Source organism: Streptomyces sp. NPDC002573 (assembly GCF_042889625.1).
GTDB classification, from domain to species: Bacteria; Actinomycetota; Actinomycetes; order Streptomycetales; family Streptomycetaceae; genus Streptomyces; species Streptomyces gibsoniae.
In genome coordinates this window covers 1-12,343 of the sequence record NZ_JBIARC010000127.1, presented here as the reverse complement: position 1 = coordinate 12,343, position 12,343 = coordinate 1, and the positions used below count along the sequence as shown (strand labels likewise).

Below are 12,343 nucleotides of genomic sequence, written 5' to 3'. Positions count from 1 at the left end.
AGACGCAGCGAACTCCGGCGCTGCGCGCCTCCGGTCCGAGGATGCGTTTCCCTCCCCGGCTGAAGCCGGGGATACCCACGCAAGATCAGGGATGGTTGAGCGCAAGGATGTCGAGTTCGAGGCCGACGGCGGAGTCACGCTGCGTGGCTGGCTGTTCCTGCCGGACGGCCCGGGCCCGCACCCGGCGGTCACGATGGCCCATGGCTACGCGGGCGTCCGGGACCACGGCCTCGAGCCCTTCGCACGCGCATTCGCAGAGGACGGGTTCGTCGTCCTGGTGCACGACCACCGCACCTTCGGCGCCAGTGAGGGCCTGCCGCGCCAGGACGTCGACCCCTGGCAGCAGATCACCGACTGGCGACGGGCCATTTCCTACCTGGAGAGTCGCCCCGAGGTCGACCCCGGCCGGATCGGCCTGTGGGGCAGCAGCTACGCCGGCGGTCACGCCCTCGTGCTGGGCGCCACCGACCGCCGACTGCGGGCCGTGGTCTCCCAGGTCCCCACCATCAGCGGCTACCAGCAGGGCCTGCGCCGCATCGCCCCCGACGCCGTGGCCGCACTCGAAGAGGCCTTCAACGAGGACGAGCGCGCACGGTTCCGGGGTGAGGCCCCGCGCACCCAGGCCATCGTCAGCAGCGATCCGGCCGTACCCGCCTCCTACCGGTCCCAGGAGGCCATCGACTTCTACCTCCAGCCCAAGCCCGACGGCGTCTGGGACAACCACGTCACCGTCCGCTCCACCCGTGCCGCCCGCATGTACGAGCCCGGGACCTGGATCACCCGAGTGTCCCCCACCCCGCTGCTCATGATCGTCGCCCGGGACGACACGGTCACCGTGACCGATCTGGCCCTGGCCGCCTACGAACAAGCCCTGGAACCCAAGCGGCTGCAGCTCATCCCGGGTGGCCACTTCGACCCCTACACCGCCCAGTTCGACAAGTCGAGCGCCGCCGCTCTCGCCTGGTTCCGTGAGCACCTCGCCTGACGGAAGAACCGAAGACCGAAAGAAGAACTGAAGCAAGGAGCGGAGGAAGAAGCATGCCTCACCTGACCTACTCCATCGACGACGGACTCGCCACGCTGGTCCTGGGAAACCCGCCACAAAATCGTATAGATCCGCAGATGGCCACCGAGCTCGCCGAGGCCCTGGAGGCCATCGGCCGCAGCGGTGCCCGCGCCGTCCTGGTACGCGCCGAGGGGCCCGACTTCAGCTTCGGCGGTGACATCGTCGACTGGCCGGACGCCGACGTACGCGAGCTGCGGAGCCTCTTCGAGCGCTACATGCAGGTCTTCAACCAGCTCGAGCGGCTGCCTCTGCCGGTCATCGCCGCTGTTCACGGCCTGTGCTTCGGCGGCGGTCTGGAACTCGCCCTGCGCGCCGACGTCATCTTCGCCGCCGAGACGGCCCGCTTCGGCCACCCCGAACAGACCCTCGGCATCGTGACGTTGCTCGGCGGCATCTACCGAGTGGCCGAACGCGCCGGGCGGGCGCGTGCCTCGGAGTGGGCACTCACCTCCGAGCAGGTACCAGCCTCGGTCATGGCCGACGCCGGCGTCGTGAACCGTGTCATCGCCGACGACACCCTGCTGGCAGAGGCCACGGCTTTCGCCCGCAAGGTGGCCAAGGGCCCCACCCGTGCGTACGCCGCGCACAAGGCCCTGCTGCGCGCCTGGGCCGTCGGTGGAGTCGCCGCGGCGGACGAGGCGATGTTCGACATCGCCATGCCGCTCTTCGAGACCGACGACGTCAAGGCGGGTCTGGCCTCGGCGGTCAAGGCCTTCAAGGCAGGACTGCCCCGCCCCGCCATAGACTTCAAGGGCCACTGACGCACCTCGACCCCCGTATCTTCGCCGGGCCCGCGTGTCCGCACCTCACGTCTCACCCCGGCGTGACACTCACCGCGGAGACACTCAAGGAGACAGGAATGAACGAACTGCTCGCACAGGTCATCCAGGGCCACGGCGGGATGGCGCGCTGGCGGGGACTGACCGAGGGGCACGCCACCATCGTCAGCGGCGGCGATCTGTTCACCATCAAGGGCGTGCCGCAGGATCCCGCGCCACGGGAGATGACCGTACGGCTGCACGAGGAGTGGGCCTCGGTGAGGCCCTTCGGCGCCCACGACCAGAAGACCGATTTCACGCCCGGACGCGTGAGAATCGAGAAGCTCGACGGGCCAGTCGTGGCCGAACGCCTGGATCCACGGACGTCGTTCGACGGCCACGTTCTGGAGTCCCCCTGGGACGCGCTGGACCGCGCCTACTTCAACGGCTATGCGCTGTGGACCTACCTCACCACGCCGTTCCTGCTGACCATGCCCGGCTTCACGGTCACCGAGATCGAAGCGTGGCGGGAAGGAGGCGAGGTCTGGCGAGGAGTGCGCGCCGCCTTCCCACCCGAGATCGCCAGCCACAGTGACGACCAGGAGTTCTATTTCGACTCCGACGGGCTGCTGCGCCGGCACGACTACCACGTGGACGTGGCCGGTGGATTCGCCGCCACGCAGTACGTCGGCGACTATGCCGAGGCCGACGGCATCATGGTGCCCACCAGACGCCGGGCCTACCGTCGTAGCGCCGACGGGCGCCCCCGTCTGGACCAGGTCATGGTCTCGATCGACCTCAGCAATATCCGCTTTCACTGACTGAACGGGCCGACGTGCCTACGGACACGAGCGGCTCTCCCTGAGGAGGGCCGCCGATGTGTCACTTCACGTCGTATCGAACCGGAATACCTGAGGGGACCAGCCGGTGTCGGGTATGCCGCCGTCGAGCGCCTCGCTGATCGCCCGCTCTTCATAGCGGAAGTGAGATTCCATGATCGCGGCCAGTCCCTCGAGCTCACGCGCGATCGCCTCCTGCACTCGGCCGCGCGATTCGGCAGCCATGTCAGCGAGTTCGCGCACCCGGGCCAGGACGGACGCGATCATTCGGTGATCCTCGCGAAGATTCGCGACCGTCGCCGCTAGATCGGGCCGTTCGCGCAGCAGTTGCGTGAACATACCGTCGTCCTCGCCGCGGTGGTGCGCCGTCAACGCGGAACAGAAGGCCAGGCAATGAGGGAGAAGCGTCTCGTCGCTCGACCGCTGGCGTCCGAGATCTGTCCTGATCTCGTTGATCTGGCGACGCAGTTCTTGATGTGCTTGTGAGAGCTGCAAGCTCAAGGCGACCACACGGTCACCGTCGTGGGATGCCACGGTTCGCGGCCCCTTCGATTCCGCACCTCCATGCCTGACGCAGTCCGTCACCGGCACGCGATGCTGCCGCCATCCGATCATGCGACGCCGCACCACGGCAACCACGGTTGGATAGTTCGCCTGCGACGTGGAGCCCGGTCATGCCCCGCCTGATGCCAAATACCGGACAGTAACGCGTCCTCGCGGCCTCGAACTCCGTCCACACCGTCGGCAGCGGCCTCTACCTGACCGCTGGAGTGCTGTACTTCACGCAGGCGGTTCACCTGCCAGCCCACCAAGTGGGGCTCGGACTCGGCATCGCCGGTCTGGTTGCGCTGGCCCTGGGTGTCGCGGTGGGTCATCTGGCCGACAGGACCGGCCGCAGGAGTTCCGGGCCCATCTTCGTGCGGTGACCAACGTGGGCATTTCGCTCGGTGCCGTAGGAGCAGGATGGGTTGTTCAGGTGGGCACCCTCGACGCGTACCAACTCATGGTCATCGGCAATGCGATCGCCTTCGTGGTCTCCGCGGCGCTCCTGGTCCGTCTTCCGCCGGTCACCCCCGTCCCCACCATGGGCGGCCCTCGATGGACCGCCCTGCGGGACCGCCCGTACCTGCTGCTCACCGTCCTCGACGGCATCATGGCCATCCAGTTCAAGGTGCTCACCGTGGCCATCCCGCTCTGGCTGGTCGGCGCCCCCAGCGCCCCGCACCGGCTCATCTCGGGCACCATGCTCACCGGCACGGTCATCGTCGTCGCATTTCAGGTGCGAGTGGGCCGCGGCATCGATTCCCCCGCAGCCGGTGGCCACGCCTACCGTCGGGCAGGCGTGGCCTTTCTCGTCTCGTGCTCGATGATCTCGCTGTCCACGGGGACAACGGCGTGGGCTGCCACGGCGCTGCTCATCACCGCAGTGGTGATCCACACGGTCGGCGAGTTGTGGCACCCGGCTGCCGGCTTCGAGGTGCCCTTCGCCCTGGCCCCACGGCACGCCACCGGCCAGTATCTGGGCGTGTTCGGCCTGGGTGCCGGACTGGCCGAGGCTCTCGGGCCAGGGCTGCTCATCTGAGTCTGCATCACCTGGGTCGGCCCTGGCTGGTATGTGGTAGGAACGCTGTTCGTACTGACGGGCCTGGCCGCACCCGTCGCTGTCCGGTGGGCGCAACTGCATGAGCGGCATTCCCGGCCTGCGCACCTTGAACCCGTCGTAGAAGCGCCGGCCATGTGATCGGGACGCGTCGCCTGGAACTGCGGTGCGGGGCGCCGTTCGTTCGTAGGCCGTCCCGCCGGGCGCATACCAACCCGCTTCGCCGTTCAGAACGCGAAGAGGCCGCCCGGTCATGGAACCGGACGGCCTCGGAGCGCAGTGATCAGGCGGCGTATCCCGGAACCGGGTTCGTCTCCTTGGGGTTCGGGCCGTACTGGTTCACGCCCGGCTGGCTGTCCGAAACCGTGAAGACCAGCAGGGTGATGGGGCCGACGAGCGGGACGATCCCGAACAGGAGCCACCAACCGGAGCGGCCCGTGTCGTGCAGTCGCCGGACGCCGACGGCCAGGCTGGGGATCAGGATCGCGAGGTAGAAGACGCCTGCGAGAGCCAGGACGGCCGTCACCTTGGCACCGACACCGATGGCGATCAGCACGACGTAGATGATCGCGACGAACAGCACGAAGTTCCAGTACTCCTTGCGGCGCGCACGCCCGCTGAACACCGCGTACTTCTTCAGGGCCTCGATGAACCAGCTCATTGTGTGTCCCCCCAGGGCTCGGCGGTTGGACGATCCGGAATGGATCAAGTCAGGCGCAGAACGTAAGGGTGCTGACGAGAACTGGTCAATTCAGCGCGTGCGCTCTCCATCGACGCGGCGGACGCGGTCCGCGGCCGCGTCACACCCGTACCGGTTGGCTGAATTCCGGACAGATTCACCGGTGATCGCGAGTAGTTCGTCGGACGACCAACGCCCGTTCCCGCACTTGAGTTGCTTCCGTTGCCGAACCGAACACGTACCGATGCTGGTCAGTGGCCGATTCGAGGCCGGAACTATCCCGTTCCGTTGTCAACTCGACCCGATCGATTCGACAACCTGCGAAGTACCGGGCCAGGTGATCTCGAACAGGGTCGGCCTGGGTGACTCAACTCCCCTTCCCAACGTGCGCGTTCGGCTACGTTGAGTGCAGTCGCGCGATCCGGCGGGCCGGCATGCTGACGGCGTCGTCCACGTGCCGGCTCCGCCGGGGGGCGCGGCTTCCGGGCTCACCGCCTGCCGGCACCAGGCGAAGCCGAGTGCCGGCCTTGTGTCTCATGCCGTGAGTGGTGGCTCTTGCCAGTCCGGATCGTGTGCGCACGCGGCCGCCAGTTCGTCCAGCGACACGTGCAGCGCGGCGGCGAGAGCCGCGACAGTGAAGAAGGCCGGAGTCGGCGCCCTGCCTGTCTCGATCTTGCGCAGCGTCTCCGCCGAGACCCCCGCCGCGGCGGCCACCTCCGTCATGCTCCGGTCGCCGCGTGCCTGGCGCAGCAGTGCGCCGAAGCGCTCGCCGCGTTCTCGTTCCCACGGAGTCAGTGGAGTCCTCACCATGACCGTGATACTAATACCGGTATAAGTATTGGGTGTCTTGAGGTAGGGAGTCGCAGCACATGGTGGAGATCAAGACCGATGCCGCGCTGGACGCGATGCGGGAAGCCGGACGGGTGGTGGCCCAGGCTCTGGCCGCGGCCCGGGAAGCGGCAGGCGTGGGGGTGTCCCTGAAGGAGCTCGACGAGGCGGCCCGCACCGTTCTGGCCAAGGCCGGGGCCCGCTCACCCTTCCTCGGATACCGCCCGTCCTTTGCCCCGGTCCCCTTCCCCGCCGTGATCTGCGCCTCGGTCAACGACGCCGTGGTGCACGGCATCCCTACCGACTATCGCCTGCGGGACTCCGATCTCGTGAGCATCGACTGTGGTGCCGAGCTCGACGGCTGGACCGGCGACGCGGCCACCACCTTCACCGTCGGAACGCCGCGCCCCGCCGATCTCGACCTGATCGACGCCACCCAGCAGGCTCTCGACGCCGGTATCGCCGCCGCCCAGGTGGGCAACCGCATGGGCGACATCTCGCACGCCATCGGCACCGTCGCCCGCAAGGCCCGCTGCGGAATGCCGACCGACTTCGGTGGGCACGGTATCGGCCGCCGTATGCACGAGGATCCCCCCGTCCCCAACCGGGGCCGCCCCGGCCGCGGATTTCCCCTTCGCCACGGCCTGGTCCTCGCCATCGAACCCATGCTCATGGCCGGCGGACAAGACACTTACAGCACCGATCCCGACGGATGGACCCTGCGTACCACCGACGGCAGCCGGGCCGCTCACATCGAGCACACGGTCGCCATCACCGATGAGGGCCCTCGCATTCTCACGCTGCCCTGATTGTGCGCCGAGCAGCTGGTGAGAACCCGCGAGACGATGGGTTCTCAGCGGACCGATCTTGGCGGACTGATCTCAGCGGACCGATCTTGGCGGATTGATCGCAGCGGGCTGAACTCAGTGGAGATATCAGTGGAGGGATATCGGGGGAGGGGGCTCAGTGGACTGAGAACCCGCCGTCGACGAAGATCGCCTGCCCCGTGACGTAGCCAGAGGCACGGCTGGCCAGGAACACCGCCGCCCCGGCGAAGTCCTCGGCCAGGCCGTTGCGCCCGACCATCGTGCGCGCGGCCAGCGCGGCCACCTTCTCCGGGTCTGACGACAACCGCGCATTGAGCGGGGTCATGACGAAGCCGGGTACCAGCGTGTTGCAGGTGACACCGTGCGGCGACCACGCCTCGGCCTGCGAGCGAGCCAGCGACTCCAGCGCCCCCTTGGAGACCCCGTAGGCGCCGCTCCGGACGAACGCCCGGTGCGCCTTCTGGGAGGTGATGTGGATGATCCGGCCGAAGCCCCGCTCGGCCATGCCGGGCCCGAATCGCCGGCCCAACAAGTAGGGCGCCTCCAGGTTCACCGCCATCGTGGCGTCCCATACGTCCTCGCTCAACTCACCCATCGGGGGCCGCAGGTTGATCCCCGCGCTGTTGACGAGAATGTCGGGCTCACCGAACACGGCGGCGGCCTGCTCCGCCGCCGTGTGCACCCCGGCGCGGGTGCTCAGGTCGGCGCTCACCCAGGCAGCGCGACAGCCGTCCGTCGTCAGCTCGTCGACCGTGGCGGCCAGTTCCGCCTCCTTGCGCGCCACGATCACCACGCTCGCCCCCGCTCGCGCGAGAGCCCCGGCGACGGCCCGGCCGATACCGGAGCTGCCGCCCGTCACCACGGCGACCTGGCCGGCCAGCGAGAACAGTTCGGAGAGGTAGCTCTGCGAGGTCATGTCCGCACCCTAGCTGTGTCGTCGCATGAGGTTGGTGCCGCTTCAGCGGCGAGGGCGGCGTGCCGACGGACGGTGATTGGGAGGGGCTGAAGCGGCGCAAGGTGCCTGGGCCAGGGCGGCGAGGCATCGGGGGGCCTCCGCTCGGTTCTCTTCGGCCTGGAATCCAGCCCGATCGGCTCCTCGACCCGACAGTGCAGGAAGGTCACCCTGCACGGGGAGCGAAGACCCAGCGTGATCAACGGCACGAGACGGAACGGCGAAATGCGCCTGGCGGCCGACTCGGACAAGTGAGTCAAGCCTTACTTTCAAGGAAATTCGACTGCATAGTGGAGGGCCCAGTCGAGAGGAAGGCTGCAGTTGCCGCAGTTCGATGAGGGTGCCGCAGGGCAGGTCGAGGTGGAGCAGGCCCGCGTGTCCGCCACGTACGGGCTGCTCGATGAGCAGATGGCGGATGTACGGGTCGAGCTGGCGGACGTGCTGAGGTCGTCGGCCGACAGCGCGGGCGCGGTGTACGCGCGCGATGTGGCCGCAGTGCGTCTGTCGCGGCAACTTCGCCGACTGGAGGGCGCCGAGGAAGGGCTGGTGTTCGGCCGGATCGATGGCGCGGACGGAACCGTCCTGCACATCGGACGGCTCGGCCTACGTGTGGATGACCGGGACCTGCCGCTGCTCGTCGACTGGCGAGCGCAAGCGGCTCGCCCCTTCTACGCGGCGACGGCCGTCCACCCGATGGGACTGCGCCGCCGCCGGCACCTGCGCCTCGTTCACCGCGCGGTCCAGGCGGTGAACGACGAGCTACTGGACGGAGCTGCACCCGCAGTTGGCGATGTCGTCGGCGACACTCCGCTGACGAAGGCGCTGGAGGCACAGCGCACGGGGCGAATGCGCGCGGCGGTGGCGACGCTGCAAGCGGAGCAGGACGCGATCGTCCGCTCCCCTCACCAGGGGGTCACGGTGGTGCAGGGCGGACCTGGCACAGGAAAGACCGTCGTTGCCCTGCACCGAGCGGCTTACGTGCTGTACGCCTTCGCGCGGACCGCCGAGCGTGGTGTCCTGGTGCTCGGGCCGAACGCGCGGTTCCTCGACTACATCTCCCACGTGCTCCCCTCACTCGGGGAGAACGACGTGGTCCTGGCCACATGCGCGGACCTGACCGGGATGGCGCCCGAGACCGTGGAACCGTCGGACATCGCCCTGCTCAAGGGAGACGCGGCGCTGGCTGAGGCATTGGCGCACCTGGTGCGTTCCCGGCAGGCACCACTGGACCACGGCTTCGCGGTGCGCGTGGGGTAGGAATGGGTTCGCCTGAAGAGCGAGGACATCGCGGCGGCGCGGGAGGCCGCGGCAACGAGCGGCCTTGGGCACAACCGCGCGCGGGAGGTGTTCAAGGACCACCTGATCAGCACAGCCACAAGCTCGCTGGAGCGTCGCACCGTCGAGGCCCTCGAGCACATCGACGCCGAGACCGCCGAGAACACCGGCCTGGACCTCGATGCCGCGGCCCTGGCCGACCTGCGTGCTCTCGGCTTCGACGTCGACGACGCGCCGGCCGCGGACCCGGCCGAGATGTTCGACGCGGACGCTCTCCGTGCAAACCTCAACGGCGACGCCGACGTGGACCGCGCGGTGGAGGTTCTGTGGCCACGGATGGCGCCCGAAGAGGTCGTCAGGGATCTGCTGACGGACGCTCGCACGATGACCGCGCATCTGTCGTCGCTCACCGACGACGAACGTTCCCGGCTACTGCGTTCTCCTGACGATCCGTGGACCGACGCCGATGCCCCGCTGTTGGACGAGGCGGCAAACCTGGTGGACGGGCCGCCGGAGCGTACCTTCGGGCACGTCGTCATCGACGAGGCCCAGGAGCTGACCGCCCGGCAGTGGCGGATGGTGCTGCGCCGTTGTCCGGCCAGATCGATGACCTGGAGTTCGACGCGAGCGTCGTCGTCGGCCCGGAGGAGATCGCCGCCGCCCGCCCCAGCGGCGAGCGGGACCTCTATGTCGCCCTCACCCGCGCTACCAAGAGGCTGTGCACGATCGCCGTCCACCCTGTGTCACAGCGCGCCTCATGACCCTCTCCGGCGGACACCGAGAGCTGCCTGGATGGAGGGCTGATATGGCGGGGCACCCCAATGCCCCACTGACGCCGGAAGCGCGTCGCCGACTGTGTGCGCGCGTGGACGCCGGGCGTCCGATCGCGCATGTCGCCGCGGAGGCCGGGATCTCCCGCCGGTGCCTGGCCAAGTGGTACGCGCTGGCGCGCGTACGGCGAGAACGGCCTGCTCGACCGCTCCTCCCGGCCCGCCACCAGCCCGGCCCGCAGTGCCGGTGACGTTGCGGACTTGGTGGAGGTGCTGCGGCGGCAAACAGAGCACGGGCCTGTCCGCCTTGCCGGCAAACTTCAGCGGCTGCACGGCGTCAGGCTCGTACCGGCAACCGTCCACCGAATCCTGGTACGGCGAGGACTCAACCGGCTGCGGGATCTGGTCCACCGAGCGGCGAGCAACTGCGGGAGATCATCCGCTACGAGCACGACCGGGTCGGTGACCTGGTCCACGTCGACATCAAGGAGAGGACGCATCCCCCCAGGGCGGCGGCTGGCGCATGCACGGCGTAGGCACCGACGCCGCCCGCTCCTCCAAAACGCACTGGTCCGGGTACCGGGAAGGTCGGCTACACCTACCTGCACTCCGCGCTCGACGACCACGCTCGGCTCGCCCGCACCGAAGCCCTGACGGAAAGGTCGAACGCTATAACGGCATGCTTACCCGGGATTGGGCATGCGTCCGCGATTACACGTCCGAGCACCAACGCAGGGCGGCGCTCGCGGACTTCCTCGACTACTACAACCATGAGCGGTCGCACGCCGCGCTGGGCGGGAAACCGCCGATCCGCCGGACGTCCGGCAGCGACTACCGCGTCATCTTCGACCGGTCGCCGGAACCGACCGACTCCGTCCCACAGCAGCTGACCAACGAGGACTTCGTGGAGCCAACGTCCTGCGACACCATACCTAGAGGGCGCGCCCAGCCCATGGCGGCAGCGCCGGGCACGAACCGCCCGGGGGGAGATCAACCGAGCGAGGGATCCGCCGCTTGCGGCTCGGCTTACCCAGATCCACCTTGCCCGACGGGCCCGTCTCCCGCTTCTGCTGAGCAGGAGCGAGGTCCGCCGGTGGCTCGGCGCGGGCGTACGGGAAGCGATGACGAGGGCGACCGCTCTCCGTTGCCGAACTGATGACGCTCTCCGCCGAACCCACCGCCGACGCCGTACGCCGCTGTGCGGTGTCGGTATCGTGGCCCCGTGATCGAATACGCGGGAAGCTCACAGGCGCAGTTGCTGCTGCTGGGCCCGATCTGCGTCGTGATCGCGCTGGTCTCTGATGCGACGTGGGGAATGCGCGCCGTGACCGCACCCCACCTCGTCGCCCTGGCCCGCGCCGGAGCCCGCTTCGAACTGGACCACCTCATCGAACGCCCCGCGGTGGTCGCGGTATGAGCGCATTCACGGCCCACGCCATGAGCACGGCGCGGCTGGACCTGCTGCCGCTTCTCGTCGAGCACGCCGAGGAGATGGCCACGGTGCTGTCCGATCCGGCTCTGCACACCTTCATCGGCGGAACTCCGGACACGCTGGAAGCCCTGCGCTCGCGCTACCAGCGCATGACCGCAGGCTCTCCCGATCCGACCGTCTCCTGGCTGAACTGGGTGATCCGTGTCCGAGACGAAGCCTGCCTCACGGGCACCGTCCAGGCGACGATCACTCCCTCCAGTCATGACCCCGTCGCTGAGATCGCCTGGGTGGTGGGTACTGCGTGGCAAGGAAGAGGCATCGCCACCGAAGCCGCCCGAGGGCTGGTGGAATGGCTCAGCCGGCAGCGGGTGCAGACCGTGATCGCCCACATCCACCCGGAGCATCAGGCATCGGCCGCCGTCGCCACCGCCGCCGGGCTCACGCCCACCGATGAGTGGCACGAAGGCGAGGCCCGATGGAGCCGGAGCATCGGCCGATAGCGGTTTTACGCTGCAGCCCACGGTGATGTTCCAGGGGACGCCGGTGCGGACCCGGAACCGTATGCCATCGATCAGCTGCCGCCTGGCCCGCGCCCCGTGAATAGCCGGGCAGCCATGGGCGTTGATCCGATCATGACTCAACGACCGGCGCCTCGCCCACTGTCGGACGAAGCCCTCTCCGACCTCCTCGGCAAGCAGCAGTTCGGCACGCTCGCCACCGTCAAGCGCAGTGGCCACCCCACCTGACCACCATGCTCTAAAGCTGGGACTCCGAGGCTCGCATTGCGCGGTTCTCGACGACGGCCGATCGCATCAAGGTCGGGCACCTGCGGCGCGACCCGCGTGCCGCACTTCATGCGCAGGGCGGCGACGTTTGGTCGTTCGCCGTCGCCGAAGGCGAGGCCGAGGTCTCCGAGATCACGACGGTCCGGGCGACGCGGTGGGTCGGGAACTCCTCGAGATGAACCCGCAGGCCGCGAAGCCGGAGGATGAGGCCGCGTTCCTGGAGCAACTGGTCGCCGAGCGCCGAGTGGTCATCCGGCTGAAGGTGAAACGACTGTACGGAACGGCACTCGACATCGAGGGCGGGTCCTGTCGTCAAACTCCCGCCGTCCGCCCGGAGGGCGGGCTCTGCGACGGCGTGGGGGCCCCTCCCGCTCGAGCGAAGCCGAGCGTGGGGGAGCGTGCATGGCGTCGCGGGGCAGGCGGGAGTTTGACGACAGGGCCTAGAAGACTCATGAAGATCTTGCTGAGGGGCTGCCCGGCCGTGGGCCGGGTGGCCCCTCGGTCTATGCGGTGGCTGGGTTGATCGTCCATG

General features: G+C 68.7%; 11 protein-coding genes and 3 pseudogenes. 10 read left to right on the top strand and 4 right to left on the bottom strand.

The window, feature by feature from the left end:
- Positions 1-91 precede the first annotated feature (91 nt).
- The 3 genes from ACFYX0_RS44275 to ACFYX0_RS44265 all read left to right on the top strand — a co-directional run bounded on the left by ACFYX0_RS44275 (position 92) and on the right by ACFYX0_RS44265 (position 2,645).
- Positions 92-985: an alpha/beta fold hydrolase gene (locus ACFYX0_RS44275; protein WP_311697927.1), complete on the top strand. Its 894-nt coding sequence runs from the start codon at positions 92-94 to the stop codon at positions 983-985.
- 53 nt (positions 986-1,038) lie between these two features.
- Positions 1,039-1,827: an enoyl-CoA hydratase/isomerase family protein gene (locus ACFYX0_RS44270; protein ID WP_388980604.1), complete on the top strand. Its 789-nt coding sequence runs from the start codon at positions 1,039-1,041 to the stop codon at positions 1,825-1,827.
- Positions 1,828-1,925: 98 nt separating this feature from the next.
- Positions 1,926-2,645: a hypothetical protein gene (locus tag ACFYX0_RS44265; protein ID WP_388980601.1), complete on the top strand. Its 720-nt coding sequence runs from the start codon at positions 1,926-1,928 to the stop codon at positions 2,643-2,645.
- A gap of 66 nt (positions 2,646-2,711) precedes the next feature.
- On the opposite strand, the gene ACFYX0_RS44260 is transcribed toward ACFYX0_RS44265, so the two are convergent.
- Positions 2,712-3,197, bottom strand: a complete 486-nt coding sequence (locus ACFYX0_RS44260) for a hemerythrin domain-containing protein (RefSeq protein WP_355914060.1) — start codon at positions 3,195-3,197, stop codon at positions 2,712-2,714.
- A 127-nt stretch (positions 3,198-3,324) separates the two neighbouring features.
- Here ACFYX0_RS44260 and ACFYX0_RS44255 point away from each other — a divergent pair, with 127 nt between their 5' ends.
- Positions 3,325-4,245 carry an MFS transporter gene (locus ACFYX0_RS44255; RefSeq protein ID WP_388980598.1) on the top strand — a complete coding sequence of 307 codons (921 nt, stop codon included), beginning with the start codon at positions 3,325-3,327 and terminating at the stop codon, positions 4,243-4,245.
- 301 nt (positions 4,246-4,546) lie between these two features.
- Here the strand turns inward: ACFYX0_RS44255 and ACFYX0_RS44250 are convergent, their stop codons facing one another.
- Together ACFYX0_RS44250 and ACFYX0_RS44245 are read right to left on the bottom strand one after the other, a co-directional pair.
- Positions 4,547-4,924, bottom strand: a complete 378-nt coding sequence (locus ACFYX0_RS44250; RefSeq protein WP_355914051.1) for a DUF805 domain-containing protein — start codon at positions 4,922-4,924, stop codon at positions 4,547-4,549.
- Between the two features lie 552 nt (positions 4,925-5,476).
- On the bottom strand, positions 5,477-5,752 hold the full coding sequence (locus ACFYX0_RS44245) for a helix-turn-helix transcriptional regulator (RefSeq protein WP_355914048.1): 276 nt from the start codon (positions 5,750-5,752) through the stop codon (positions 5,477-5,479).
- Between the two features lie 59 nt (positions 5,753-5,811).
- Here ACFYX0_RS44245 and map point away from each other — a divergent pair, with 59 nt between their 5' ends.
- The gene (gene map / locus ACFYX0_RS44240) at positions 5,812-6,579 is read left to right on the top strand and encodes a type I methionyl aminopeptidase (protein WP_388980596.1); all 768 of its coding nucleotides are present in this window, start codon (positions 5,812-5,814) and stop codon (positions 6,577-6,579) included.
- Between the two features lie 154 nt (positions 6,580-6,733).
- On the opposite strand, the gene ACFYX0_RS44235 is transcribed toward map, so the two are convergent.
- Complete coding sequence (locus ACFYX0_RS44235; RefSeq protein WP_388980595.1) at positions 6,734-7,513, bottom strand: SDR family NAD(P)-dependent oxidoreductase; 780 nt, start codon at positions 7,511-7,513, stop codon at positions 6,734-6,736.
- A gap of 357 nt (positions 7,514-7,870) precedes the next feature.
- Here ACFYX0_RS44235 and ACFYX0_RS44230 point away from each other — a divergent pair.
- The 5 genes and pseudogenes from ACFYX0_RS44230 to ACFYX0_RS44210 form a co-directional block, all read left to right on the top strand.
- Positions 7,871-9,585: pseudogene (locus ACFYX0_RS44230) on the top strand (HelD family protein).
- Positions 9,586-9,629: 44 nt separating this feature from the next.
- Positions 9,630-10,417 (top strand): annotated as a pseudogene (locus ACFYX0_RS44225) (helix-turn-helix domain-containing protein); the annotation flags it as partial.
- A 399-nt stretch (positions 10,418-10,816) separates the two neighbouring features.
- Positions 10,817-11,011, top strand: a complete 195-nt coding sequence (locus ACFYX0_RS44220; RefSeq protein WP_388980592.1) for a hypothetical protein — start codon at positions 10,817-10,819, stop codon at positions 11,009-11,011.
- Entirely contained in the window at positions 11,008-11,526 is a 519-nt protein-coding gene (locus ACFYX0_RS44215) for a GNAT family N-acetyltransferase (protein WP_388980590.1), read from the top strand. The genes ACFYX0_RS44220 and ACFYX0_RS44215 overlap by 4 nt, the downstream gene beginning before the upstream one ends.
- A gap of 132 nt (positions 11,527-11,658) precedes the next feature.
- Positions 11,659-12,112, top strand: a pseudogene (locus ACFYX0_RS44210) (TIGR03618 family F420-dependent PPOX class oxidoreductase); the annotation flags it as partial.
- Positions 12,113-12,343 lie beyond the last annotated feature (231 nt).